The 25,763-nt window shown below is 62.7% G+C and carries 27 protein-coding genes and 1 riboswitch; of the genes, 7 read left to right on the plus strand and 20 right to left on the minus strand.

The annotated features are described in order from the left end of the window. Positions 1–104 precede the first annotated feature (104 nt). Positions 105–305, minus strand: a complete 201-nt coding sequence (gene thiS, locus CHB88_RS20890) for a sulfur carrier protein ThiS (protein ID WP_089401290.1) — start codon at positions 303–305, stop codon at positions 105–107. A gap of 21 nt (positions 306–326) precedes the next feature. Next, positions 327–2,240, minus strand: a complete 1,914-nt coding sequence (gene thiC / locus CHB88_RS20895; RefSeq protein ID WP_089401291.1) for a phosphomethylpyrimidine synthase ThiC — start codon at positions 2,238–2,240, stop codon at positions 327–329. 47 nt (positions 2,241–2,287) lie between these two features. After that, positions 2,288–2,386: riboswitch (TPP riboswitch) on the minus strand. A gap of 141 nt (positions 2,387–2,527) precedes the next feature. Here thiC and CHB88_RS20900 point away from each other — a divergent pair. Beyond that, positions 2,528–5,353, plus strand: coding sequence for a valine--tRNA ligase (locus CHB88_RS20900; RefSeq protein WP_089401292.1), 2,826 nt, complete (start codon positions 2,528–2,530; stop codon positions 5,351–5,353). A gap of 69 nt (positions 5,354–5,422) precedes the next feature. After that, on the plus strand, positions 5,423–5,866 hold the full coding sequence (locus tag CHB88_RS20905) for a DUF2147 domain-containing protein (RefSeq protein ID WP_245845125.1): 444 nt from the start codon (positions 5,423–5,425) through the stop codon (positions 5,864–5,866). Between the two features lie 27 nt (positions 5,867–5,893). Here the strand turns inward: CHB88_RS20905 and CHB88_RS20910 are convergent, their stop codons facing one another. The 4 genes from CHB88_RS20910 to ruvA all read right to left on the minus strand — a co-directional run bounded on the left by CHB88_RS20910 (position 5,894) and on the right by ruvA (position 9,098). Then, the gene (locus CHB88_RS20910; RefSeq protein ID WP_089401334.1) at positions 5,894–6,208 is read right to left on the minus strand and encodes a DMT family transporter; all 315 of its coding nucleotides are present in this window, start codon (positions 6,206–6,208) and stop codon (positions 5,894–5,896) included. Positions 6,209–6,292: 84 nt separating this feature from the next. After that, on the minus strand, positions 6,293–7,123 hold the full coding sequence (locus CHB88_RS20915) for a 2-keto-4-pentenoate hydratase (protein WP_089401294.1): 831 nt from the start codon (positions 7,121–7,123) through the stop codon (positions 6,293–6,295). Positions 7,124–7,417: 294 nt separating this feature from the next. After that, complete coding sequence (ruvB, locus tag CHB88_RS20920) at positions 7,418–8,482, minus strand: Holliday junction branch migration DNA helicase RuvB (RefSeq protein ID WP_089401295.1); 1,065 nt, start codon at positions 8,480–8,482, stop codon at positions 7,418–7,420. A 40-nt stretch (positions 8,483–8,522) separates the two neighbouring features. Then, a complete protein-coding gene (gene ruvA, locus CHB88_RS20925; RefSeq protein ID WP_089401296.1) occupies positions 8,523–9,098 on the minus strand; it encodes a Holliday junction branch migration protein RuvA in 576 nt (191 codons plus the stop codon). A gap of 192 nt (positions 9,099–9,290) precedes the next feature. On the opposite strand from ruvA, the gene CHB88_RS20930 reads away from it, so the two are divergent. Next, a complete protein-coding gene (locus CHB88_RS20930) occupies positions 9,291–9,791 on the plus strand; it encodes a hypothetical protein (RefSeq protein ID WP_089401297.1) in 501 nt (166 codons plus the stop codon). An 18-nt stretch (positions 9,792–9,809) separates the two neighbouring features. Here CHB88_RS20930 and ruvC read toward each other — a convergent pair whose 3' ends face one another. The 8 genes from ruvC to tyrS form a co-directional block, all read right to left on the minus strand. Beyond that, complete coding sequence (gene ruvC / locus CHB88_RS20935; RefSeq protein ID WP_089401298.1) at positions 9,810–10,352, minus strand: crossover junction endodeoxyribonuclease RuvC; 543 nt, start codon at positions 10,350–10,352, stop codon at positions 9,810–9,812. Between the two features lie 52 nt (positions 10,353–10,404). Beyond that, a complete protein-coding gene (purH, locus tag CHB88_RS20940; protein ID WP_089401335.1) occupies positions 10,405–11,970 on the minus strand; it encodes a bifunctional phosphoribosylaminoimidazolecarboxamide formyltransferase/IMP cyclohydrolase in 1,566 nt (521 codons plus the stop codon). A gap of 122 nt (positions 11,971–12,092) precedes the next feature. Further along, on the minus strand, positions 12,093–12,326 hold the full coding sequence (locus CHB88_RS20945; RefSeq protein WP_089401299.1) for a Fis family transcriptional regulator: 234 nt from the start codon (positions 12,324–12,326) through the stop codon (positions 12,093–12,095). Between the two features lie 34 nt (positions 12,327–12,360). Next, the gene (gene dusB, locus CHB88_RS20950) at positions 12,361–13,383 is read right to left on the minus strand and encodes a tRNA dihydrouridine synthase DusB (RefSeq protein ID WP_089401300.1); all 1,023 of its coding nucleotides are present in this window, start codon (positions 13,381–13,383) and stop codon (positions 12,361–12,363) included. A 170-nt stretch (positions 13,384–13,553) separates the two neighbouring features. After that, positions 13,554–14,216 (minus strand): histidine phosphatase family protein, encoded by a 663-nt coding sequence (locus tag CHB88_RS20955; RefSeq protein ID WP_089401301.1) that lies wholly within the window; start codon positions 14,214–14,216, stop codon positions 13,554–13,556. Next, positions 14,213–14,866 carry a YbhB/YbcL family Raf kinase inhibitor-like protein gene (locus CHB88_RS20960; RefSeq protein ID WP_089401302.1) on the minus strand — a complete coding sequence of 218 codons (654 nt, stop codon included), beginning with the start codon at positions 14,864–14,866 and terminating at the stop codon, positions 14,213–14,215. Before CHB88_RS20960 ends, CHB88_RS20955 begins: the two co-directional genes overlap by 4 nt. Before the next feature lie 8 nt (positions 14,867–14,874). After that, a complete protein-coding gene (dtd, locus tag CHB88_RS20965; protein WP_089401303.1) occupies positions 14,875–15,348 on the minus strand; it encodes a D-aminoacyl-tRNA deacylase in 474 nt (157 codons plus the stop codon). Positions 15,349–15,352: 4 nt separating this feature from the next. Then, positions 15,353–16,615 carry a tyrosine--tRNA ligase gene (gene tyrS, locus CHB88_RS20970; protein WP_089401304.1) on the minus strand — a complete coding sequence of 421 codons (1,263 nt, stop codon included), beginning with the start codon at positions 16,613–16,615 and terminating at the stop codon, positions 15,353–15,355. 321 nt (positions 16,616–16,936) lie between these two features. On the opposite strand from tyrS, the gene CHB88_RS20975 reads away from it, so the two are divergent. Beyond that, on the plus strand, positions 16,937–18,304 hold the full coding sequence (locus CHB88_RS20975) for a M23 family metallopeptidase (RefSeq protein ID WP_089401305.1): 1,368 nt from the start codon (positions 16,937–16,939) through the stop codon (positions 18,302–18,304). A gap of 95 nt (positions 18,305–18,399) precedes the next feature. Beyond that, a complete protein-coding gene (locus tag CHB88_RS20980; RefSeq protein ID WP_089401306.1) occupies positions 18,400–19,551 on the plus strand; it encodes an anhydro-N-acetylmuramic acid kinase in 1,152 nt (383 codons plus the stop codon). Positions 19,552–19,611: 60 nt separating this feature from the next. Here the strand turns inward: CHB88_RS20980 and erpA are convergent, their stop codons facing one another. The 5 genes from erpA to rplM all read right to left on the minus strand — a co-directional run bounded on the left by erpA (position 19,612) and on the right by rplM (position 22,645). Further along, complete coding sequence (erpA, locus tag CHB88_RS20985) at positions 19,612–19,962, minus strand: iron-sulfur cluster insertion protein ErpA (protein ID WP_089401307.1); 351 nt, start codon at positions 19,960–19,962, stop codon at positions 19,612–19,614. 54 nt (positions 19,963–20,016) lie between these two features. Next, the gene (locus CHB88_RS20990; protein ID WP_089401308.1) at positions 20,017–20,406 is read right to left on the minus strand and encodes a bactofilin family protein; all 390 of its coding nucleotides are present in this window, start codon (positions 20,404–20,406) and stop codon (positions 20,017–20,019) included. Between the two features lie 226 nt (positions 20,407–20,632). Continuing rightward, complete coding sequence (gene argC, locus CHB88_RS20995; protein WP_089401309.1) at positions 20,633–21,676, minus strand: N-acetyl-gamma-glutamyl-phosphate reductase; 1,044 nt, start codon at positions 21,674–21,676, stop codon at positions 20,633–20,635. A gap of 138 nt (positions 21,677–21,814) precedes the next feature. Continuing rightward, positions 21,815–22,207, minus strand: coding sequence for a 30S ribosomal protein S9 (gene rpsI / locus CHB88_RS21000; protein ID WP_089401310.1), 393 nt, complete (start codon positions 22,205–22,207; stop codon positions 21,815–21,817). A 9-nt stretch (positions 22,208–22,216) separates the two neighbouring features. Continuing rightward, positions 22,217–22,645 carry a 50S ribosomal protein L13 gene (gene rplM, locus CHB88_RS21005; RefSeq protein ID WP_089401336.1) on the minus strand — a complete coding sequence of 143 codons (429 nt, stop codon included), beginning with the start codon at positions 22,643–22,645 and terminating at the stop codon, positions 22,217–22,219. A 476-nt stretch (positions 22,646–23,121) separates the two neighbouring features. On the opposite strand from rplM, the gene CHB88_RS21010 reads away from it, so the two are divergent. Then, positions 23,122–23,544, plus strand: coding sequence for an OsmC family protein (locus CHB88_RS21010; protein ID WP_089401311.1), 423 nt, complete (start codon positions 23,122–23,124; stop codon positions 23,542–23,544). A gap of 65 nt (positions 23,545–23,609) precedes the next feature. Here CHB88_RS21010 and coq7 read toward each other — a convergent pair whose 3' ends face one another. Beyond that, positions 23,610–24,245, minus strand: coding sequence for a 2-polyprenyl-3-methyl-6-methoxy-1,4-benzoquinone monooxygenase (gene coq7, locus CHB88_RS21015; RefSeq protein WP_089401312.1), 636 nt, complete (start codon positions 24,243–24,245; stop codon positions 23,610–23,612). A gap of 299 nt (positions 24,246–24,544) precedes the next feature. Here coq7 and CHB88_RS21020 point away from each other — a divergent pair, with 299 nt between their 5' ends. Then, positions 24,545–25,660, plus strand: a complete 1,116-nt coding sequence (locus tag CHB88_RS21020; protein ID WP_176442586.1) for a porin — start codon at positions 24,545–24,547, stop codon at positions 25,658–25,660. The last annotated feature ends 103 nt before the right edge of the window (positions 25,661–25,763 follow it).

Here is a 25,763-nt window from a genome sequence, read left to right on the forward strand (position 1 = left end):
TTTGAGCCTCATCGGGTAGTCAGGCTTTTAACCTCACCCACGGTCAGTCTTGCAAGACTGACCGGTTCCGCGGGCGCGGAGCAGTGCTCCGCGAAACCCCCGCTTCACCCCCCTCCAATCGCCTTCACGATATCCACCCTGTCCCTCGCCTGCAGCAATCGCTGCGTCCACTGCTGCCGCGGCACCACCTCGCGGTTGATGGCCACGGCCAGGGATTTGTTGGCGAGGTCGAGCGAGGCGATCAGGTCCTGCACGCTCTGGTTCTCGGCCACGCTGTGCGGCGCGCCGTTGAGTTCGATTTCCATGTGCGCTTCCGCCCGGCTCGCTTACTGCTTGCGATAGAGTTCGGCGCCGCTCTTGACGAATTCGACCGCCTTGACCTCCATGCCCTGCTTCAGCGCCTGCTCGTCGGTGATGCCCTGGGAAGCGGCGTAGTCGCGCACGTCCTGGGTGATCTTCATCGAGCAGAAGTGCGGGCCGCACATGGAGCAGAAGTGCGCCACCTTGGCCGAATCCTTGGGCAGGGTCTCGTCGTGGAATTCGCGCGCCTTGTCCGGGTCGAGGCCGATGTTGAACTGGTCTTCCCAGCGGAACTCGAAGCGGGCCTTGGACAGGGCGTTGTCGCGGATCTGCGCGCCGGGATGGCCCTTGGCCAGGTCGGCCGCGTGCGCCGCCAGCTTGTAGGTGATGATGCCTTCCTTGACATCCGCCTTGTTCGGCAGGCCGAGGTGCTCCTTCGGCGTGACGTAGCACAGCATGGCGGTGCCGTACCAGCCGATCATGGCGGCGCCGATGCCGGAAGTGATGTGGTCGTAGCCCGGCGCGATGTCGGTGGTGAGCGGCCCCAGGGTGTAGAACGGCGCCTCGTGGCAATCCTTCAGCTGCAGCTCCATGTTTTCCTTGATCAGGTGCATCGGCACGTGGCCGGGGCCCTCGATCATCACCTGCACGTCATGCTTCCAGGCGATCTGGGTCAGCTCGCCCAGGGTGCGCAGCTCGCCCAGCTGGGCTTCGTCGTTGGCGTCGTAGATCGAGCCGGGGCGCAGGCCGTCGCCGAGCGAGAAGGCGACGTCGTAGGCCTTCATGATTTCGCAGATGTCTTCGAAATGTTCGTACAGGAAGGATTCCTTGTGATGCGCCAGGCACCACTTGGCCATGATGGAGCCGCCGCGCGAGACGATGCCGGTCATGCGCTTGGCGGTCAGCGGCACGTACTGCAGGCGTACGCCGGCGTGGATGGTGAAGTAGTCCACGCCCTGCTCCGCCTGCTCGATCAGCGTGTCGCGGAAGATTTCCCAGGTCAGTTCCTCGGCCTTGCCGTTCACCTTTTCCAGCGCCTGGTAGATCGGCACCGTGCCGATGGGAACCGGGCTGTTCCGGATGATCCACTCGCGGGTTTCATGGATGTGCTTGCCGGTGGACAGGTCCATCACGGTGTCGCCGCCCCAGCGGATGGCCCAGGTCATCTTTTCCACTTCCTCGCCGATGGAGGACGTCACCGCCGAGTTGCCGATGTTGGCGTTGATCTTCACCAGGAAATTGCGGCCGATGATCATCGGCTCCGACTCCGGGTGGTTGATGTTGTTCGGGATGATGGCGCGGCCGCAGGCGACTTCGGAACGCACGAATTCCGGCGTGATCTCGGCCGGAATCGCGGCACCGAAGCTCTGGCCGGGATGCTGGCGGCCCATCAGGTCGGCCAGCTTGGAACCCATCGGGCCGGACGCCTTCAGGTTTTCCAGGTACTCCTTGCGGCGCAGGTTTTCGCGGATGGCGATGTACTCCATCTCCGGCGTGATGATTCCCTGGCGCGCATAGTGCATCTGGGTCACGTTCCTGCCCGCCAGCGCGCGGCGCGGCTTGCGGTGCAGGTTGAAGCGCAGCTCGGCCAGCTTCGGATCGTTCAGGCGTTCGACGCCGTAGGCGGAACTCGGGCCGGGCAATTCCTCGGTGTCGCCGCGCTCGGCGATCCAGGCGGCGCGCAGCGGGGCGAGGCCGGAGCGGATGTCGATCTTCACCGCCGGGTCGGTGTAGGGGCCGGAGGTGTCGTACACGTAGATCGGCGGATTCTTCTCGGCGCCGAAGGAGGCGGGGGTGTCGGACTGGCTGATCTCGCGCATCGGCACGCGGATGTCCGGACGGGAACCCTCGACGTAGATCTTGCGGGAATTCGGCAGCGGCTGGATGGCCGCCTCGTCCACCTTGGCGGTGGCGGCGAGGAATTGCGGATTGGCGTTCATGATGCTCCTTTGCTAACACGTGTCGATGCGAAGGAGCATGGGAATGGGGGCGCATTCGGATGCTTCCCTTCGCTGGCATTATCCAGATCAGGTTCGAGGGTATTTCTCACCCGACCGAAAAGCGGTCAGGACCCCTAGCGTCGTTGCCGTCGGCCATGCCTGGCAAGGCTGGCCGGTTCGGCAGAGCGCCGATTATACGCGCTATCGGCCGCCGCGCGCCAAACTGATCAATGCCGCGCCACGCCCTCCCTTATAATGCTGGGTTTCTCCGAAACACATGCCAAATCATGGAATTAGCCAAGTCTTTCGAACCGGCCGAAATTGAAAAGCAGTGGCGCGCCGAGTGGGAGCGCCGCGGGTACTACACCGCCAGCACCGATCCCGCCAAGCCGTCCTTCTCCATCCAGCTGCCGCCGCCCAATGTCACCGGCACGCTGCACATGGGCCACGCGTTCAATCAGACCATCATGGACGGGCTGACCCGCTACTACCGCATGCGCGGCCACAACACCGCCTGGATCCCCGGCACCGACCATGCCGGCATCGCCACCCAGATCGTGGTGGAGCGCCAGCTCGACGCGCAGAAGGTCTCGCGCCACGACCTCGGCCGCGAAAAGTTCCTGGAGAAGGTGTGGGAGTGGAAGGAGCATTCCGGCTCCACCATCACCGGCCAGATGCGCCGCATGGGCGCCTCCACCGACTGGAGCCGCGAATACTTCACCATGGACGCCAAGATGTCGAAGGCGGTGACCGAAGTGTTCGTGCGCCTGTTCGAGCAGGGCCTGATCTACCGCGGCAAGCGCCTGGTGAACTGGGATCCGAAGCTGCACACCGCCGTGTCCGACCTGGAAGTGGTGTCCGAGGAAGAAGACGGCCACATGTGGCACATCCGCTATCCGCTGGCGGACGGTTCCGGCCACATCACCGTGGCCACCACCCGTCCCGAGACCATGCTCGGCGACGTCGCCGTGGCGGTCGATCCCACCGACGAGCGCTACACGCCCCTGCTCGGCAAGCTGCTGAACCTGCCGCTGACCGGCCGGCAGATTCCCCTCATCGCCGACGAATACGTCGACAAGGAATTCGGCACCGGCTGCGTGAAGATCACGCCGGCGCACGACTTCAACGACTATGCCGTGGGCCAGCGCCACCAGCTCGCGCAGATCAACATCTTCACCCTCGACGCCAAGATCAACGAGAACGCCCCGGCCAAGTACCAGGGCATGGACCGCTACGACGCCCGCAAGCAGATCGTCGCCGACCTCGAAGCCGAAGGGCTGCTGGAATCGGTCAAGCCGCACAAGCTGATGGTGCCGCGCGGCGACCGCACCGGTGTGGTCATCGAGCCTATGCTCACCGACCAGTGGTTCGTCGCCATGAGCAAGCCGGCGCCGGAAGGCACCCACTTCCCCGGCAAGTCGATCGCCGAGGTCGCGCTGGAAAAGGTGGGAGACGGTTCCATCAAGTTCATCCCCGAGAACTGGACCACTACCTACAACCAGTGGCTCAACAACATCCAGGACTGGTGCATTTCGCGCCAGCTGTGGTGGGGCCACCAGATCCCCGCCTGGTACGACGAGGAAGGCAACATCTACGTCGCCCGCAACGAGGACGATGCGAAGGCCCAGGCCGGCGGCCGCGCCATCCGCCGCGACGAGGACGTGCTCGACACCTGGTTCTCCTCCGCCCTGGTGCCCTTCTCCTCCCTCGGCTGGCCGGAGCAGACGCCGGACATGAAGCTGTTCCTGCCCTCCTCGGTGCTGGTGACCGGCTTCGACATCATTTTCTTCTGGGTGGCGCGCATGGTCATGATGACTACCCACTTCACCGGCCAGGTGCCGTTCGAGAAGGTCTACGTGCACGGCCTGGTGCGCGACGCCTCCGGCCAGAAGATGTCCAAGTCCAAGGGCAATACGCTCGACCCGATCGACCTGATCGACGGTATCGACGTCGAATCGCTGGTGGCCAAGCGCACCACCGGCCTGATGAATCCGAAGCAGGCGGAAAGCATCGCCAAGGCCACGCGCAAGGAGTTCCCGGGCGGCATCCCGGCCTTCGGCACCGACGCCCTGCGCTTCACCATGGCGAGCTATGCCTCGCTCGGCCGCAACATCAACTTCGACCTCAACCGCTGCGAAGGCTACCGCAACTTCTGCAACAAGCTGTGGAACGCCACCCGCTTCGTCCTGATGAACACCGAAGGCAAGGATTGCGGCTTCGAGGGCCACGTGCCCGGCATCTGCGAAACCGGCTTTCTCGAGTTCTCCCAGGCCGACCGCTGGATCGTGTCGCTGCTGCAGCGTACCGAGGCGGAAGTGGAAAAGGGCTTCGCCGACTACCGCTTCGACAACATCGGCAGCGCGATCTACAAGTTCGTCTGGGACGAATACTGCGACTGGTACCTGGAAGTGGCCAAGGTGCAGATCCAGCAGGGCAGCGAGGCGCAGCAGCGCGCCACCCGCCGCACTTTGCTGCGCGTGCTGGAGACCGTGCTGCGTCTGGCCCATCCGGTGATCCCCTTCATCACCGAGCAGCTGTGGCAGACCGTGGCGCCGATGACCGGCAAGCAGCTGAACCCGGCCGGCGACTCCATCATGATCCAGGCCTATCCGCAGGCCGACATGGCCAAGCTGGACGAAAAGGCGGAAGGCTGGATGGCCCAGCTCAAGGCCATGACCGATGCCTGCCGCAACCTGCGCGGCGAGATGCAGCTGTCCCCGGCGCAGAAGGTGCCGCTGCTGCTGGAAGGCGCATCCGCCGAGGACCGCGCCCTGCTGCAATCCTTCGCGCCCTACCTGCAGGCGCTGGCCAAGCTGTCCGAGGTCCAGGTGCTGGAAGCGCTGCCGCAATCGCCGGCGCCGGTGTCGGTGGTCGGCACCGCCAAGCTGATGCTGAAGGTGGAGATCGACGTCGCCGCCGAGCGCGAGCGCCTGGCGAAGGAAATCGCCCGCCTCGAAGGCGAGATCGCCAAGGCCAGCGCCAAGCTCGGCAACGAAAGCTTCGTCGCCCGCGCCCCGGCCCAGGTGGTGGCGCAGGAGAAGGAGCGCCTCGCCGGCTTCTCCGCCACGCTCGACAAGCTGCGCGAGCAGATGGCGCGGCTGCAGGCTGCATAGTTCCCAGGCGCCCCGCGGGGCGCCTTTTTTCATTCAATCACGCGGAAACCAACTCAAGGAGGAGATACCATGCTGACAAGAATGCTCGTTACCGCCTGCGCCACTCTGCTCTGCGCCGCTGCCTCGGCACAGACCGCTTCGCCGGTGGGACTGTGGAAGAGCGTCGATGACGAGACCGGCAAGACGAAGGCGCTGATCCGCATCAGCGAAGGCGGCGGCGAATTGCGCGGCAAGATCGAGAAATTGTTCCGCGATCCGGGGGAAGAGCCGAACCCGGTCTGCGACAAGTGCGACGGCCCGCGCAAGGACCAGCCCATCGTCGGCATGACCATCATCAACGGCATGAAACCGGACGGCGCTGAGTTCTCGGGCGGCCAGATCCTCGACCCGTCCAACGGCAAGGTCTACAAGAGCAGGATGAGCCTGAGCGAGGATGGCAAGAAGCTGAACGTGCGCGGCTACATCGGCATGCCGACCTTCGGCCGCACCCAGACCTGGGTGCGCGCGGAGTAGGCGGCTACCGCCTGAAGCTGAGTCACCTCAGTGCGTCAGCTTCAGGCCGACGATGCCGGCCACGATCAAGGCGATGCAGGCCAGCCGCGTTCCGCTGGCCGGCTCATTGAACATCAGGATGCCGACGATGGCTGCGCCGGCTGCGCCCATGCCGGTCCAGACCGCATATGCGGTGCCGACCGGCAGCGTCTTCAGGCTCCATCCCACCATCAGGAAGCTGATCAGCGACACCACCAGCCCGGCCACCGCATACCCCCAGCGGGTATAGCCTTCCGATGCCTTGAACAGCAGCAGCCAGGCGATTTCCAGCAAGCCGGCGATCAGCAATACGATCCAGGCCACGATTTCCTCGCGCGTTGAGAAATGAAAATGCCGGCAGATGCCGGCATGCGGGCCGCCCTCGGGGCGGCGAATGAAGCGCAACGATCAGACGAACGATACGGTCAGCCCGGGCAGGACCACGCCGGAGAAGGCGGAGGTCCAGGTATCGCCCGGCTTGACCGGGCAGCAGTCGGTCCAGGCGCCGGTGGCGATGACCTCGCCCGCCTGCAGCGGCGGGAACTGGTTCTGTCCATGCAGCATGCGGTGCAGATGCAGCAGCGCGTGCAGCGGACTGCCCAGCACCTCGTTGCCGAAGCCGGCGGAACGCAGCTCGTCGCCGCAGGACATCGACAGGCTGGCATTGGCCAGCACGCTGCCCAGGTTGCGCCGCGTGGCGGAAGACAGCACCTTCGGCTCGCCGACGATGAGCGAGCCATGGAAGCTGTAGGCGGCGATGGCGTCGGCCAGGTCGAAGCGCCACCCGGGGAACGGACAGACCACGATTTCGAAGGCATGCGCCATCCACTCGATGCACTCCGCCAGCTGCTCCAGGGTGGCGTCTTCCGGCGGCGTCTGGCCGAGGGAAAACACCAGCTCCGGGCCGATGCGCGGCTGCACCGCGCCGTCCAGGCTCTGCAGGCCGCGGTTGTCCTCGGCGTAGCGAACGGTGGCATCGAACAGCGGCGTCCAGATCGGGCCGGCGATCGGCTCGCGCCGGCCATAGCGGGCGGCGACGCGCGGATTGGCGAAGCCGATCTTGCGGCCCACCATGGTTTCGCCTTGCGCCGTGCGGATGTCGATCATGCGCCTGACGACATCGTAGGCATCTTCCACCGACAGCTCGGTGTTGTCGGAGATCGGCGGCATCATCTGGACACAGGCGCGAGCATCAAGCAACTGGTGTGCTATGCGGCTCGCTTGGGTGGACATGAGCATGGCAGGACCAAATCCTAAAGAGTCTTGATGGCGGTCATGGCGAAAATTGGCCATGTGGAGTCGTGTACTTTACGCAATGCACCCCTGGCGGGGTTGAGTTAAGTCAAAAGAGCAACTTTCCCGTTTGTTTCAGAAGGGGAATTATAGGAGTAGCCGGGAACGGTTGCACAAAAAATCATCACGCCGGCATGCCGGGCCGGCGTTTGATGAACTGATCGATGTGACATGCAGAGTGCCCGGACCCGGGCGAGGTTCCGGACAGGCCGAAAGAATCTTGGCCAGGCAGCGTTGCCTTCAGGACAGTGATTGGTCCCAGAGGTCGCCGGTAGGGCCGGTGCGCGGCGCGGCCACGCCGAAATGGGTGTAGGCCGCCGGGGTAGCAATGCGGCCGCGCGGCGTGCGCTGCAGGTAACCTTGCTGGATCAGGTAAGGCTCCAGCACGTCCTCGATCGTATCGCGTTCCTCGCCGATGGCAGCCGCCAGGTTGTCCAAGCCGACCGGGCCGCCGTTGAACTTGAACAGCACCGCTTCCAGCAGCTTGCGGTCCATCAAGTCGAAGCCGACCGGGTCCACATCCAGCATGCTGAGCGCGGCATCGGCCATGGCCTTGGTGATCTCGCCGTTGCCCTTGACCTCGGCATAGTCGCGCACCCGTCGCAGCAGTCGGTTGGCGATACGCGGCGTGCCGCGGCTGCGCTTGGCGATTTCCATTGCGCCGTCATCCACGATGGCGGCGCCGAGCAGGGTCGCGCTGCGGGTGATGATGCGCGCCAGTTCCTGCGGCGTGTAGAACTCCAGGCGGGCGACGATGCCGAAGCGGTCGCGCAGCGGGTTGGTCAGCATGCCGGCGCGGGTGGTGGCGCCCACCAGGGTGAAAGGCTGCAGGTCGAGCCGCACCGACCGGGCCGCGGGGCCTTCGCCGATCATGATGTCGATCTGGTAGTCCTCCAGCGCCGGATAGAGGATCTCTTCCACCACCGGCGACAGGCGGTGAATCTCGTCGATGAACAGCACGTCGTTGGCTTCGAGATTGGTCAGCAGCGCGGCGAGGTCGCCGGCCCGCTCCAGCACCGGGCCGGAGGTCTGGCGCAGGTTGACGCCCATCTCGCGCGCGATGATGTGCGCCAGGGTAGTCTTGCCCAGACCCGGCGGGCCGAACAGCAGGGTATGGTCGAGCGCCTCGCGCCGCTGCCGGGCAGCGGTGATGAAGATCTCCAGCTGGCTGTGGATTTTTTCCTGGCCAACATATTCTTCCAGCTGCTTCGGCCGCAGCGCCCGCTCGATCGCCTCCTCGTTGGGCGAGGCCGGCGTGGCGGCGATGATGCGCTGCTCGGTCAGGTTGTCGGTCTGGATGGTCATGGAATCATTCCTCGTTCAGGTGAGGCGCCGGGGCTCGTCCTTATTTGGACAGCGCCTTGAGCGCCAGTTTGATGCCTTCGGATACGCCGGTGCCGGCCGGCACCTGCTTCAGCGCCAGGGTGGCTTCCTTGTCGGAGTAGCCGAGCGCCAGCAGCGCGTTCAGGATGTCGCCGGTGGCATCGCTATGGGTGGCGATGCCGGCCGCGCCGAGATCGGCGCCGAGCTTGCCCTTCAGTTCCAGCAGCAGGCGCTCGGCGGTCTTCTTGCCGATGCCGGGAACGCGCGTCAGCCGCCCCGCTTCCTGCAGGGTGATGGACTGAGCCAGGTCGGCCACCGACATGCCGGACAGGATGGACAGCGCGGTGCGGGCGCCGACGCCGGAAATCTTGATCAGCTGCTTGAAGACATTGCGCTCCTCCGCCGTGCCGAAGCCGTACAGCAGATGCGCATCCTCGCGCACCGCCATGTGGGTCAGCAGCGTGATCTTCTCGCCGGTGCCGGGCAGGTTGTAGAAGGTGCTCATCGGCACGTCGACCTCGTAGCCGACGCCATTGCAGTCGACCAGCAGTTGCGGGGGATTTTTCTCGAGCAGGATTCCGGAAAGGCGGCCTATCATGGGATTCTTGGTTGTAAAGGGTTGATGCATCATACCGGACAAGTCCCGCCCTCCCCGCGGCGGCGCAAGCAAAACATGACCGGCAGGCAAGAAATAAAAATCGAGGGCGGCGAATTTTTGCCGCCCTCATGGTTCTAAACCTGACAACAGAAGACAAGCCAACCCGGCACGGTCCGATCAACGAGACGCCTCATGCTGCATCCCTTCGATAAATCACCGCCGGCGCGCAACGGGAGGAAGCCGCGCACCACCCTGGCGCGCACCCGCCCGGCATCCCGCTCGGCCTTCTGGACCCGCAGCCTGCTGGGCATGCTGTGGGCCTTGCCGCTGACGGTGTTCGGACTAGCGCTTGCCTTACCTATATGGGTATGGCGCGGCCATTTGCAACTGGTGAGGACGCCGGTGATGGCGCTTTTGGTGCGCGGTCCGCTGGCCGACGCCATCCTCAGCCGCCACCCGTTCGGCGCGATGAGCGCGATGGCCGTGGGCCATGTGGTGATCGCCGAGAACCATGGCTTGTCGGCGCGGGTGCTGATGCATGAACTGGTGCATGTGCGGCAGGCGGAATGCTGGGGACCGGTCTTTCCCTTCGCCTATCTGCTGTCGAGCGCCTGGGCGGCGCTGCGCGGCCGCGATGCCTACTGGCACAACCGCTTCGAGATGGCCGCCCGCGAGGCGGAAAAGCACGTTTGATTCGGTGAATTGAAAAGGTCAGCCGACCAGGCGGCCGCCGCGCATGCGCAGGCCCTTTTTCGCCAGGCCCGGCGACAGCTCGCCCAGCGTCGCCAGATGATCGCCGCTGTGCGCATGGCAGATCGCCACGCCGAGCGCGTCGGCCGCATCGGGACCGGGCGCGCCGGACAACAGCAGCAGGCGCTGCACCATGTCCTGCATCTGGTGCTTCTGCGCCCGGCCCTGTCCCACCACCGCCTTCTTGATCTGCAGCGCCGTGTATTCGGACACGGCAAGATCGGCATGCACCAGCGCGCAGATGGCGGCGCCGCGCGCCTGGCCGAGCAGCAGGGTGGATTGCGGATTGACGTTGACGAACACCTTCTCGATGGCGGCGCAATCCGGCCGGTAGGTGGCGATGATTTCCGACACCCCGGCGAGGATGGTCTTGAGCCGGCTCGGCAGATCCGCTTCCTGCGTCTTGATGGTGCCGGACGCGAGATAGCTGAGCTTGGTGCCCTGCTTGTGGATGATGCCGAAGCCGGTGGTCCGAAGACCCGGGTCGATGCCGAGGATTTTCATGCCTGGATCGGTCCGCTGGCGCGGACCGTGTCGCCCTGAGTGAACGTTGAAATCAATGACGGAAATGGCGGGTGCCGGTCAGCAGCATGACCACGTCGCGCTCGTTGGCGGCATCGATCACTTCCTGGTCGCGCATCGAGCCGCCCGGCTGGATGACGCAGGTCGCACCGGCATCCACCACCACGTCGAGGCCGTCGCGGAACGGGAAGAAGGCATCCGACGCCACCGCCGATCCGGCCAGGGACAGGCCGGCGTTCTGAGCCTTGATGGACGCGATGCGGGCCGAATCCACCCGGCTCATCTGGCCGGCGCCGACGCCGAGCGTCATGCCGTTGCCGCAGAACACGATGGCATTCGACTTGACGAACTTGGCCACGCGCCAGGCGAACATCAGGTCCTGCATCTGCTGCGGCGTCGGCTGGCGGCGGCTTACCACCGTGAGCTCGGCCGGCAGCACGTTCTTGGCATCGGGCGACTGCAGCAGCAGGCCGCCGCCGACGCGCTTGAAGTCATAGGCGTTGACGCCCTTGCCCAGCGGGATCTCGAGCAGGCGAACGTTCTGCTTGGCGGCGAACACCTGCTTCGCTTCGGCGCTGAAGGACGGCGCGATCAGCACCTCGACGAATTGCTTCGCCACCGCTTCGGCTGCCTTGCCGTCGACTTCGCAGTTGAAGGCGATGATGCCGCCGAAGGCCGAGGTCGGGTCGGTCTGGAAGGCCTTGCCGTAGGCATTCAGCGCATCGGTGCCGACGGCGACGCCGCAGGGATTGGCGTGCTTGATGATGACGCAGGCGGTCTCGTCGAAGGTCTTGACGCACTCCCAGGCGGCATCCGCGTCGGCGATGTTGTTGTAGGAGAGTTCCTTGCCCTGAAGCTGGCGGTAGTTGGCCAGGGCGCCGTCGACCGCTTTCAGGTCGCGGTAGAAGGCGGCCGACTGGTGCGGGTTCTCGCCGTAGCGCATGTCCTGCACCTTCTCGAAGTGCAGGTTCAGGGTCTGCGGATAGCTGCTGCGGGTGGCATGCTGGCGGTCTGCGCCGAGCGAGCTGAAGTAGTTGGTGATGGCGCCGTCATACTGGGCGGTGTGGGCGAACACCTTCTTCGCCAGCGCGAAGCGGGTTTCGTAGCTTACCTCGCCCCGGGTGGCGCGGATCTCTTCCAGCACGCGGGCATAATCAGACGGATCGCACAGCACCACCACGTCCTTGTGGTTCTTGGCCGAGGAGCGCAGCATGGCCGGGCCGCCGATGTCGATGTTCTCGATCGCGTCTTCCAGCGAGCATTCTTCCTTGGCCACCGTCTGCTGGAACGGGTACAGGTTCACCACCACCATGTCGATGGTCGGGATGGCATGCTTTTCCAGCGCCGCCACATGCTCCGGAAAATCGCGCCTCGCCAGGATGCCGCCATGCACCTTGGGATGCAGGGTCTTGACGCGGCCGTCCAGCATTTCCGGGAAGCCGGTGTAATCGGCGACCTCGGTCACCTTTACGCCGTTGTCGGCGAGCAGCTTGGCGGTGCCGCCGGTGGACAGGATGTTCACGCCCATGTCGGCCAGGGCGCGCGCGAAATCGAGCACGCCGGTTTTGTCGGACACGGAGATAAGGGCTTGTTTGATCATGATGGACATGCAAGAGGTTGGAATTCTGTGCCACCGGCGCCGTCCCGCGGCGCGGTCATTCGTGAAGCTAGCTTTGGTTGCGGCGCAGGCCTGCGCGCCACGTGCGCCGAAGCGCCTGGCGTTCAGGCCAGGCCGTGCTGCTGCAGCTTCTTGCGCAGCGTGTTGCGGTTGATGCCGAGCATTTCCGCCGCCAGCGACTGGTTGCCCTCGGCGCGCGCCATGACGACCTCCAGGATCGGCCTTTCCACGGTGAAGAGCACCATTTCATAGACGTTGGTCGGCTGCTGCTCGCCCAGGTCCCTGAAGTATTTTTCCAGGCTTTTGCGAACCACGTCCTGAATGTTGTCTTTGCTCATTGCTGTGAAAAAGAAGATTGTTGCTGTGATATTGCTAGGCTGCGAGCCGCGGCTGGTCGGCGTGGAGGCCGTATTGTAACCGCTTGCCATGCAACAATTGCGATTCGAAGAAGGCGTCAACCGCCTGCAGTTGCTCCTCGCAGCTTTCCAGCCGGTTCATGCGCTGGCGGAAGTCCTCGCCGCCGGGCAGGTCGCGCACATACCAGCCGATATGCTTGCGCGCGGTGCGCAGGCCCATGTACTCGCCGTAGAAAGCGTAATGCGCCGGCAGGTGTTCCTGCATCAGCGCCCGCACTTCCTTCACCGTCGGCGCCGGCAGGTGCTCGCCGGTGCGCAGGAAATGATCGATCTCGCGGAAGATCCAGGGCCGGCCCTGGGCCGCGCGGCCGATCATGACGGCATCGGCCCGGGTGTAATCCAGCACGAAGCGCGCCTTTTCCGACGTGGTGATGTCGCCGTTGGCCACCACCGGGATGCCCACCGCCGCCTTCACCGCCGCGATGGTGTCGTACTCCGCCTCGCCGCCGTAGCCGTCGGCGCGGGTGCGGCCGTGCAGGGTCAGCATGGCGATGCCGCTGGCTTCGGCCATGCGGGCGATGGTGAGGGCATTCTTGTGCTGCCGGTCCCAGCCGGTGCGGAATTTCAGCGTCACCGGCACATCGACCGCGCCCACCACCGCTTCCAGGATCTGCGCCACCAGCGTTTCGTTCTGCAGCAGGGCCGAGCCGCACCAGCTCTGGCACACCTTCTTTACCGGGCAGCCCATGTTGATGTCGATGATCTGGGCGCCGCGCTCGACGTTGAAGCGGGCGCAGTCGGCCAGCATGGCCGGATCGGCGCCGGCGATCTGCACCGCCTTCGGCTCCATCTCGCCGTCGTGGTTGATGCGGCGCGCGGTCTTTTCGCTGGCCCACAGGCGCGGGTCGGAAGCCGCCATTTCGGACACCGCGTAGCCGGCGCCGAGCTGCTTGCACAGCTGGCGGAAAGGCCGGTCCGTCACGCCCGCCATAGGGGCGACGAACACATTGTTGCGGAGAAAATGCGGACCGATGTTCACGGCAAGAGGTAGCTGGAGGAATGGAGGCGGTATTGTAGCGCCATCACCGCCGGCCCGGTACCGTTGTCGGGCGGCGACAGAAGGCGTCGGACGTCGGGCGTCGGGCGTTGCCTTGGCGTGAGCCGGTGACAGGAACCGGCCGGCGCTCCGAACGGTGGCCGGCCGGAAGGTCAGCGGTCGATCTCGTCCAGCGTCACCGGGCAGGGGGCTTCCCGATCCTGCAGATGGCGGATATCGCCCCAGTCCAGCAGCAGCAGGCGGCCGCCATCCCAGAGGAAGCGGTTGACGCTGGCATTGAAGATGTCGAAGTCGCGCGGATGCTCGAAGCCCTTGCCCTGGGCCGCGCGGTAGGCGCATTCCAGCACGCCACCGTGGGTCACCATGGCGATGCGATGCTGCCCGGCGCGGCCGGCGAGCCGGCCGATGGCTTCCAGCGCGCGCGCGGCGAACTCGCGCAGGGTTTCCGCCTCGCGTTCGCCGGCGGGAAAGCGGGCATCGATGTCGCGTGCCTTCCAGGCGGCATAGGCCTCGGGATAGCGCTGCCCGATGTCGGCGTAAAGCATGCCCTCGAAGCCGCCGTAGCAGCGTTCGCGCAGGCCGGCATCGGTGACGACCTCCATGCCGCGCGGCTGGGCCACCGCCAGTGCGGTGTGATAAGCACGCTGCAGGTCGCTGGCGTAGACGGCGTCCAGCGGCTCGTCCAGCAGGGCGAGGCCGAGCGCGTCGGCCTGGCGGCGTCCCTGCTCGTTGAGCGGGATGTCGATATGGCCTTGCAGCCGGCTCTCGGCGTTCCAGGCGGTCTCGCCGTGGCGAATCAGCAGGATTTCGGTCACGCGCCGCCCGTTCCGCCCACGGCGAGCGCCGGGTTCAGCGTGTAGGTGCCGGTGATGCTGGCCTGGCCGAGCACATGACCCTGCATGGCCTGGCGCACCTGCTGGCCAGTGAACTTGCCCTCCACTTCCAGCCGCTCGACGTCGAGCGCATACAGGGTGAAGACATAGTGGTGGATGAGCGAATCGTTCCACGGCGGGCATGGACCGTCGTAGCCGTAGTAGTCGCCGGACATGCTGGGATCGCCGGCGAACCAGCCGGTGTAGTCGTTGATGCCCTGGCGCGCACCGCCGGCGCCCGGCACGTCAGGGCCGGACTTGCCGCGCGCGGTCACGCCGCTGGAGAACTGGCCGGCGGCGATGGGAGGCATTTCCGCCGGCAGGTCGACCAGTACCCAGTGAAAGAAGTCCACCCGCGGCAGATCGGCCGGCACGGTGCGTCCTTCCTGATTGACGTCGTCGCCGCGCGAAGGCACGTCCACATCATGGCAGATCAGCGCCAGCGAGCGGGTACCGGCCGGCAGGCCGCTCCAGGCGAGGTGCGGGTTGCGGTTGGCCGACAGCGTCACATGGGTAGCCGGATCGATCACCGCGAAGGCGTATTCGCCCGGAATGCGCTCGCCATCCTGAAATGAATCACTCCACAGTTTCATCATGTCTCCTAAGGTTGGTTGCCTTGGCTAGCCAGGGCCGCAGGCTTGACCTGCAGCCAGAAAGTCACCGGGCCGTCGTTGACCAGCCCGACCTGCATGTGGGCGCCGAAGCGCCCGGTCTGGACCCGGGCATGGCGCTCCCGCGCCCGGGCGGTGAAGTAATCGAACAGGCGGCGCCCTTCTTCCGGCGCCGCCGCCGGCGTGAACGACGGCCGGGTGCCGGCGGCGGTGTCGGCCGCCAGCGTGAATTGCGGCACCAGCAGCAGGCCGCCCTGCACGTCGGCCAGGCTGCGGTTCATCTTGCCGGCTTCATCCGAGAACACGCGGTAGGCGAGCAGCTTGGCGAGCAAGGCATCGGCCTGCTTTTCGCCGTCATTGCGCTCGGCGCACAGCAGCACCATCAGGCCCGGGCCGATCTCGCCGACCACCTCGCCGTCGACCCGCACGCTGGCCTGCGCCACCCGCTGCAGCAAAGCGATCATGCGCTCAGGCCAGCACGACGCGGGCGAACTTGCGCTTGCCGACCTGAACCACGAAGGTGCCGGGATCGACTTTCAGGCCCTTGTCGCTGACGGTGGCGCCATCGATGCGCACGCCGCCCTGCTCCACCATGCGCAGTCCTTCGGAGGTGGAGGCGCACAAATTGGCCTGCTTGAGCAGCTGGCCGATGCCGAGCGGCGCGCCGGCCAGCATCACCTCCGGGATGTCGTCCGGGATGCCGCCGCGGGCGCGGTTGTTGAAGTCCGCCAGCGCCTCTTCCGCCGCCTTCGGCGAGTGGAAGCGCGCCACGATCTCCTGGCCGAGCAGCACCTTGATGTCGCGCGGATTGCGGCCCTGCTCGACTTCGCGCCGGAACTGCTCGATTTCCGACATCGGCCGGAACGACAGCAGCTCCAGGTAGCGCCACATCATGGTGTCGGAAATGCTCATCAGCTTGCCGAACATGGCGGCCGGCGCCTCGGTGATGCCGACGTAGTTGCCCTTGGACTTCGACATCTTCTCCACGCCGTCCAGGCCTTCCAGCAGCGGCATGGTCAGGATGCACTGCGGTTCCTGGCCGTAGTCCTTCTGCAGCTCGCGGCCGACCAGCAGGTTGAATTTCTGGTCGGTGCCGCCCAGCTCCAGGTCGGAGCGCAGCGCCACCGAGTCGTAGCCCTGCATCAGCGGATACAACAGTTCATGCACCGAGATCGGGGTGCCGGCCTTGAAGCGCTTGGTGAAATCCTCCCGCTCCAGGATGCGCGCCACGGTGTACTTGGCCGACAGCTCGATCATGCCGCGCGCGCCGAGCGGATCGGACCATTCGGAGTTGTAGCGGATCTCGGTGCGTTCCGCGTCCAGCACCAGACTGGCCTGGGCGAAATAGGTCTTGGCGTTTTCCTCGATCTGCGCCCGGGTCAGCGGCGGCCGGGTGATGTTGCGGCCGGACGGATCGCCGATCATCGAGGTGAAGTCGCCGATCAGGAAGATGACGGTATGGCCGAGATTCTGCAGCTGGCGCATCTTGTTCAGCACGACGGTATGGCCAAGGTGCAGATCCGGCGCCGTCGGGTCGAGGCCGAGCTTGATGCGCAGCGGCTGGCCGGTCTTTTCGGCGCGCGCCAGCTTTTGGGCGAATTCGGATTCGATCAGCAGCTCGTCGACACCGCGCTTGGCAATGGCAAGCGCCTCCTGGACGGCATCGGAGAGCGGAAGAACGGCGGGCGCCGGGGCGTTTTTGTTATCGTTGGTATGCTGAGGGAGATCCATGGGACGACAGAATAAGTTAAAACATTAAAAATAGAGTCAAGGCCAATTTGATATAATCGCGACAGCTTTCAAGGCTGCAATTGATCTACGGCAAGTTCGGATCGGTGCCAGGCCCACATCCACATGAGCGGGTTTCTCTGGCATGCAGCAGCAGTACCTTCTACCGGCAACACAGACTTTCGGACGGAAGCATATTGCGACCGTTCATGAGTTTTACCCGTTTTTTCTCCGTTTTCGGACCGCGGTTTGGCAGCAACAATCCAGGCTTTTGCCTGATTGTTGCAAGTTCTTGAACCAGAACGGCAAATTTTAACTGATTGCATGCGATCCATTGATAATTTCCCCGGCTTGAGCCTGGGCCGCAAACTGCTCGGCACATCGCGCAAGACGCGTATCGTATCAGCGTCGGCATTGTTCCTGGCGGCCTGCGCTTTCGGCGCGGCCGGCGTGGCGCCGATGGCGCCCGATGCCGCCGACCTGCCGGTCAAGTCCATTACCGAAGAACTCGCCATCCCGACGCTGGCCGACCAGATCGCCAGCCTGGAGGCCGGCGACATCCGCTATTACCGCGAAGAGCGGGTGCGTCCGGGCGATACCCTGGCCACCCTGCTCAAGCGACTCGGCGTGGATGACGAAGCGGCTGCCAGCTTCATCAAGGCCGACGCTCTCGCCCGCAACGTGCTGCAACTGAAGGCAGGCCGCCAGGTTCAGGCACAGACCAGCGCCAGCGGCGCGTTGCAGCGTCTGAGCGCCACGCTGGTCGACACCGCCGGCAACCCGGTCAAGACCATCGTCGTCAGCCGCGACGGCGACAAGTTCAAATCGTCCGAGACGTCCGCCAAGCTGGAGCGCCGCATCGAGATGCAGTCGGGCGAGATCCGTTCCTCCCTCTTCGCTGCCACCGACGCCGCCCAGATTCCGGACAGCGTGGCATCGCAGATCGTCGACATGTTCTCCACCAACATCGACTTCGCTGCCGACCTGCGCCGCGGCGACCGCTTCAACGTGGTCTATGAAACCTTCTGGCAGGACGGCGAATTCGTGCGCGCCGGCCGCGTGCTTGCTGGCGAATTCGTCAACAACGGCTCGACCTACCAGGCAGTATGGTTCGACGAGCCCGGCAACCGGCAGGGCGGCGGCTACTACGCCTTCGACGGCCGGTCGCTGAAAAAAGCCTTCCTCAAGTCCCCGCTGGAGTTTTCCCGCATTTCCTCTGGCTTTTCCATGCGCAGCCATCCCATTTCGGGCCAGTGGAAACAGCACCAGGGCGTGGACTTCGCCGCCGCCGTCGGCACGCCGATCCGCGCCGCCGGTGATGGCGTCATCGACTTCATCGGCACCCAGAACGGCTATGGCAATGTGGTGGTGATCAAGCACTGGAACGATTACAGCACTGCCTATGCCCACATGAGCCGCTTCGCCGGCGGTCTGCACAAGGGCAGCAAGATCGGCCAGGGCGAGGTGATCGGCTATGTCGGCATGACCGGCTGGTCCACCGGCCCGCACCTGCATTACGAATTCCGGGTCAACAATACGCCGCGCGACCCGCTGTCGATCGAGGTGCCGAACGCCCAGGCGCTGGCCGGCGCCGAACTGCAGCGCTTCCGCAGCGTCGCCAGCGACATGCAGCACCGCTTCGCCTTGCTTTCCCCGGGCGAGCGCGGCAACATCAAGGTGGCATCGCGCTGAGCGATGATCCAGTCCATATCTTGCCGGTCGGGTGACCGGCAAGATATGCAAGATTGCTCCCCTTCCCCTTCCCCTTCCCCTTCGCCGCTGACCTCATGGCTGTCCGACAAGATAATCCCGAACTCTTCATCGGCCTGATGTCCGGCACCAGTCTCGACGGCGTCGATGGCGCGCTGGCCTCTTTCGGCAAGGATGCATCCGGCAATCTGGTCGTCGATACGGTGGCAACCGCCTATCTGCCCTTCCCGTCCGAACTTCGTCAAACCCTGTTTGCGCTCCAAGCCAGAAGCGACGACGAAATTCACCGCGAGGCGCTGGCTGGAAATGCGCTGTCGCTGGCCTATGCCGACTGCGTGCGTCAATTGCTGCAAGAGGCTGGTTCCGCTGCCGGAAGCATCACGGCTATCGGGGCCCATGGACAAACCATCCGCCATCGGCCCGAATGCGGGTACACCTGGCAGACAGGCAATCCGGCGCTGCTGGCGGAACTCACCGGCATCGACGTCATCGCCGATTTCCGCAGTCGCGACATTGCCGCTGGCGGCCAAGGCGCGCCGCTGGTGCCGGCCTTTCATCAGGCAGTGTTTGGATCGCCGCGAGAGCAGCGGGTAATTGCCAACATCGGCGGCATTGCCAATATCAGCGTCCTGCACCCCGACGGCCGGGTAGCTGGCTTCGATACCGGTCCCGGCAATGTGCTGATGGATGGCTGGATCCAGCGTCATCGCGGCCAGCCTTATGACGCGAATGGCGCTTGGGCGGCAAGCGGGCGGACAATCCCCGCCCTGCTGGACAAGCTGAAGGCAGAACCCTATTTCGCCCTGCCGCCGCCAAAAAGCACCGGACGGGACTTGTTCCATCTCGATTGGCTGGATGGCTTGCTGGCAAAGCTGCCGCAATCGGCCGCATGGCAGTCGCAGGACGTGCAAGCCACGCTCGCCGCCTTCACCGCCGAGACGCTGGCCGATGCGATCCGCTTGCATGCGCCGGCTGCAGCTTCGGTTCATGTCTGCGGAGGCGGTGCCTTCAACGCACAACTGATGGCCGAGCTGGCTGGCTGCCTCGGCTGCACCCATGGCGGTCTGCGGATCGGCACCACCGAAACGCTGGGCATTTCCGCCAATCATGTCGAAGCGCTTGCCTTTGCCTGGCTTGCCTTCCGCTTCCATCGCCGCCAGCCGGGCAATCTGCCTGCGGTAACCGGCGCCCGGGGACTGCGAATACTCGGGGCGCTGTATCCCGCCTGAGCAGTCGAAGGCGGAAACAAAAAAGGACGCCGAAGCGTCCTTTTTTCATCATCGCGGCACTTACACCGAGAAGGAAGAACCGCAACCGCACGTCGTCGTGGCGTTCGGGTTCTTGATCACGAATTGGGCACCTTCGAGGTCGTCTTTGTAATCGATCTCGGCGCCGACCAGATATTGATAGCTCATGGAGTCGATCAGCAGCTGGACGCCGTTCTTTTCCATGGTCGTGTCGTCTTCGTTGACGATTTCATCAAAGGTAAAACCGTACTGGAAACCGGAGCAGCCGCCACCCTGGACGAATACACGGAGCTTCAGGTCGGGATTGCCTTCTTCGGCAATCAGTTCGGCAACTTTCATCGCGGCGCTGTCGGTGAAGACGATCGGCGCGGGCATTTCGGTAACGGCATTCATGCGCAACTCCTGCAAATGGGGATCAACAGACCGATTATACGGCCTTGAAAAATTTCACGTATTCGACATCGCCAGCTTGAGCACAGGTTCCTCACTTTGTTCATAAGTGAGTTTCCCGGATACCACGGCGCCGCCGTGCATCTCGAGCGCCCGGTAGAACACATCTCCAGTTATGCGGGCCTTCGGCTGTAATTCAAGCACTTCGGAAGAATGAACCGGCCCGATGATCTCACCATTGATCACCAACTGAGCGACCCGGACTTCGCCTTCGATCTTGGCATGCTCCGAAACGATAAGCATGCTGCCTTCTTCCTCTTTGGCGCAGACGTTTCCTTTCACATGCCCGTCGATTCGCAAGCCGCCGCTGAACGTAATGTTTCCCTCGACGATGGTCGAAAGCCCGATCAGGCTGTCTATCGTGCCTTTGGATTTGCGTCCCAGCATGATGTTTTCCTCTTGATGACCGGCCAATCGCCGGAATGACATGTCTTTATATTAGGCAAGCATCCCAGTCACGAATTGGCATGTATCAATCAATGCGCAGGGGTTGCTCTATAACAACACCATTTGAACGCTTCTTCGCAGAAATGGCAAGGGTTCAGATGAGCCGCTCCTCACACCGTTACCATTGGCTCGAGCCAAGTGAAACCATGTTTGGTGTAAAACGATTTCAGGGCGATACCGGCACCATGTTCAAGCCGGTCGACTCCTCCAGGCCAAACATGATGTTCATGCATTGAACGCCTTGACCGGCCGCTCCCTTGACCAGATTATCTTCGACTACCAGAATTACCAGCAAATTGCCGCCTTCCGGACGGTGCACCGCGATGCGCAGTTGATTCGAAGCGCGTACGGAACGGGTTTCCGGATGGCTGCCGGGCGGCATGACATCGACGAAGCGCTCTCCCCGGAAATGATCTTCGTACAGTTTCTGAAAATCGACGTCGAGTGCTTCCGGCAGAATGGTCGCGTAGAGCGTGGAGTGGATGCCGCGAATCATCGGTACCAGGTGCGGCACGAACGTCAACCCGATCCTGCGGCCGGCAATGGCTTGCAAGCCCTGAGTGGTTTCCGGCAGATGACGATGCCCCTTCACGCCGTAAGCCTTGAAATTGTCGGCGGCTTCGGCCAGCAGGGTATGCACCTCAGCCTTTCTGCCTGCGCCAGACACACCCGACTTGCAATCGGCGATCAGCGCAGATTCATTCACCAGAGGCTTGCCCTGCGCCAGCAGCGGTGCAAGGCCAAGCTGCATCGAGGTCGGGTAGCAGCCTGGCAAGCCAATGATGCGTGCCTTGCGGATGGCTTCGCGGTTGATTTCTGGCAGACCATATACAGCTTCTTCGAGCAGGTCCGGGCAGGAATGCGGCATGCCATACCATTTTTCAAACACGGCGGGATCTTTCAAGCGGAAGTCGGCGGCAAGGTCGATCACCTTGACACCAGCAGCCAGCAGTTCACGCGCCTGCGCCATGGCGACTCCATGGGGAGTAGCGAAGAACACCACGTCACACGCGGTCAACTCGGCCTTGTCCGGTGCCGAAAAAGCCAAGGATACCCTGCCGCGCAGCGACGGGAACATGTCCGCCACCGGCATGCCATCTTCCTTGCGCGAGGTAATGGCCTTCAACTCCACGCCCGGGTGCGCCGCCAGCAAACGCAGCAGCTCAACGCCGGTGTAACCCGTTCCTCCAACAATGCCTACCTTGATCATTTTCTTCCTTGGCTGATGTGTTTTCGCGCATTGTACCGCCCGCGTCTCAAGCCTGCGCCGACGACCTGCGTTTATCGATCTGAAAAGCAAAAAAGCCGCCAGGCGAACCTGGCGGCTTGAACGATTTCCGAAACGCGATTAGCGCTTGGAGAACTGCTTGGCGCGGCGTGCTTTGCGCAGACCGACCTTCTTACGTTCGACTTCGCGGGCGTCGCGGGTCACGAAACCGGCACGAGCCAGTTCGGCCTTGAGGCCTGCATCGTAGTCGATCAGGGCGCGAGTGATGCCGTGACGAACGGCACCTGCCTGGCCGGACTCGCCGCCGCCGTGAACGTTGACCATGATGTCGAAGCGTTCGACGTTGTTGGTCAGCTCCAGCGGCTGACGGATCACCATCAGGCCGGTTTCGCGCGAGAAGTACTCGCTGGCGGGCTTGCCGTTGACCACGATCTGGCCAGTACCCGATTTGATGAAGACACGAGCTACCGCGCTCTTGCGGCGGCCGGTTCCATAGTTGTAGTTACCGATCATGTCCAGTCCTTAAATTTCGAGGGGCTGCGGCTGCTGGGCAGCGTGCGGATGCGTGCCTTCTGCATAGACCTTCAGCTTCTTGATCATGGCATAGCCCAGCGGGCCCTTCGGCAGCATGCCTTTGACTGCCTTTTCCAGAGCGCGGCCGGGGAAACGCTGCTGCATCTTCTGGAAATTGGTCGAATAGATACCGCCCGGGTAGGTGCTGTGACGATAGTAGGTCTTATCGAGGGACTTGTTGCCGGTCACGCGCAGCTTGCCTGCGTTGATGACGACGATGAAGTCACCGGTGTCGACGTGGGGAGTGAACTCTGGCTTGTGCTTGCCGCGCAGTCGGCGTGCCACTTCGCTGGCAACACGTCCGAGGACTTTGTCCGTCGCGTCAATCACGAACCAGTCGCGCTGTACCTCATGGGACTTAGCGGAAAAGGTTTTCATGATGAACATCCTTAAAGATTAACTTGCTCAAAACGGTGGTTCCGCAACTAACAACTCGAGCAGAAGAAGCGGACGCAGCCTTGTTTTATCTTTCCTGAGCAAACGGAAAGCCCTCCATGATATTGGACAAAGACCTCCCACGTCAACAGCAAGCTATTCTTTGAATGAATAACCATAGGGTGAGGCAAAAAAAACCCGAAGCGGTTAAGCTTCGGGTCGAAATCCACACCAAAGGAGGAGGGTGGAGGAGACAACATGCCAAACAAGAGACTGAAGCAGGTAACGAAGTGTTTTCGATCAGGCCGTCGTCTTCATGCTCACCGACGGCTTGGCGTCGAAGAAAACTCGCTCGGCACCAGCAAAAGTATCAAAATGATATCACTTCGCTTTGAGACCTCAAGCCGTTTCGATTAGATTTCCGGCAATTTACAACACCCATCGGGTGATATTCAATCTCATCATTTTTGGATAAAACTATGGAATGCAAAGTTCGCTGGACAGGGCTTTCGGGCATGTCCTTTATGGCCGAAACCGGCTCTGGCCATATCGTCATGATGGACGGCGCCCCGGAAGGTGGTGGACAAAATCTCGCGCCGCGCCCCATGGAAGTCGTGTTGGCCGGCACCGGTGGCTGCACTGCTTACGATGTTGTGTTGATTCTTAGAAAAAGCGGCCAGGACATCCGAGGATGCGAGGTCACGCTGACATCGGAACGCGCTGAAAAGGATCCCAAGGTCTTTACCAAGATCAATTTTCACTTCGTTGTCACAGGACGCGGATTGAAAGCCAACCTGGTCGAACGAGCGATCAAGCTCTCCCACGAGAAGTACTGCTCTGCGTCCATCATGCTGGAAAAGACTGCCGAGATGACGCACTCTTTCGAAATCGTGGAAGATTAGCTTTCCACCTTCCTTAAGTAGAAAACCACACATCGCGCCGGACATTACTTTCGTCCGGCGATCGATTAAATGTAGTAGGCGGTCGTGGTCATTATCTTCGCAGTCAGCTGCATGCCCTTTCGAACGGGCCAGGGCAACGTGTTCGCCCCCATGCGCTTGGCGGCATTGCCATGCTCGATTTCATCCATGCGCATTTGTTCAACAATGGCACGGGATTTCGCATCGGCTGCTGGCAACCTGTCGAGATGAGACATCAGGTGCGCTTCTACCTGACGCTCTGTTTCCACGACAAAACCTAGGCTGTATGCGTCACCTGCACGAGCAGCGATAGTTCCAAGAAGAAATGAGCCAGCGTACCAAACCGGGTTGAGCAAGCTCGGCCGGGACCCCAGTTCCTCCAATCGCTCAGCCGTCCATGCAAGATGGTCCTCCTCTTCCCTTCCTGCCAGCTTGAACTGAACGCGAGTCGCTGGAGACTGAGCAAATTGTGCCTGCGAATCGTAAAGCGCTTGAGCGCACACTTCTCCAACGTGATTCACGCGCATTAGGCCGGCACTGCGACGCTTTGCTTCATCGCTCAGCGGTGCCTCTGCAGTGCCGCGGCCAGGGGTGGGTCGGTGCGCAACCGCATTGCCCGAAATTACACGCAAAGCCTTATCGAAGGCCTCGATAAAGTGATCCGAATTTAACAAGCCCAACATGCTGATCCTTAAAAACTGATGTCAGTAAAAACTGATTTCGACGAATCGATCCCTCTTTGCCGCCAAGAAAATCTCGAGCTTAGAATTCAGCCAGTTTCACTATGTGTTGCACCCGTTGCAATATAACAACGAGACGAGGAAATACGTCCAAAAATGACAAATATTCTTTGCTCAAGCTTTCCAGATTTGCTCAAATCAACCCACCTTCTAAGAAAAGAGTAATTAGAACTTGGAAGCTTCGGCAAATGCACTTTTCGCCCGAACGTAAAAATCAAGCAATCATCTCTGGAGACGTAATAATGAAAAAATCGCTTCTGGCGCTAGCTGTTCTTGGCGCAATTGCAGGCGTTGCACAAGCACAACAAAGCAATGTCACCATCTATGGCTCCATCGACGCCGGTGTCCGCCACAATAATAATGGCTTGAATGGCACCTCGGCAGGAAGCAACCTGTGGAGCATGGCATCCGGCACCTCCAACTCGAATCGTCTTGGTTTCCGCGGCACGGAAGATCTGGGTGGCGGCATGAATGCCCATTTCAACCTGGAATCCGGCTTTAGCTCCAAGGCCGGTACTTTGGCACTCGCTAATACCCTGTTTGATCGTACTGCTTCAGTCGGCCTGGGCGGCCCATGGGGCTCCCTCGACCTCGGCCTGCAGTACAGCTTGGCGTTCTGGACCATTTTTAACTACGATCCGTTCAGCTTCCGCTATCCGACCATCATTCCGACGGCGACTGCTGCTGCCGGCACCCAGGTCAATGCTGCCGTGACCAGCCCCTTCGGCGGCTCCCGCATGGTCAACGATGTCCAGTACACCGGACAATTCGGCCCTGTTAAAGTCGGCGCAGAATACGCCTTGGGCGAGGTCGCCGGGAACACCAGGGGAAATTCCGCACAGGCTGTTTCGGCAAGCTGGAGCAGCGCAGGCTTCACCGTTGGCAGCGCATACACCCGCAGGAATCCTAATCTTGCCGCCGCTGGCGCCGCCGCGAATTTCCAAAACAACCGGCAGTGGACCATCGGTGCCGCCTATGCCGCTGCTCCATTCCGGGTCGCTGTTGGTTACATTGATGAGCGTCAGGATGGCATTACCGGCGACAGCCGTGTGCGCAACGCCTGGGTCGGCGGTTCTTACAACTTCACGCCGGCACTGTCACTGACTGCTGCTTACTATGAAACCAAGCTCACTCCGTCGGCCACTGCCGAATCGAAGCGCCGCTTGTTCATCGTGGGCGGGGCCTACAGCCTTTCCAAACGGACCAATCTGTACGCCGACATCGATTACACCCGATTCAACGGCACCTTCAGGGATTCCATCTACGGCGCAACGCCGACTGGAGTGGCCTTCTCCCAGCCGGGTGGCGTGACCTCAAGCCAGACCGCCTTCACCGTAGGCGTGAATCACCTGTTCTGATGGTTTGAGCAATCCGCATGACGTAATTGCGTCAAGCTTATACCGGCCCGCGCAAGCGGGCCTTTTGCATTGGGACATTATTTCCATAGGACCGCCGATACAT

Origin of the sequence: Noviherbaspirillum humi, from assembly GCF_900188095.1 — a bacterium.
In the GTDB taxonomy this organism is placed as follows: domain Bacteria; phylum Pseudomonadota; class Gammaproteobacteria; order Burkholderiales; family Burkholderiaceae_D; genus Noviherbaspirillum; species Noviherbaspirillum humi.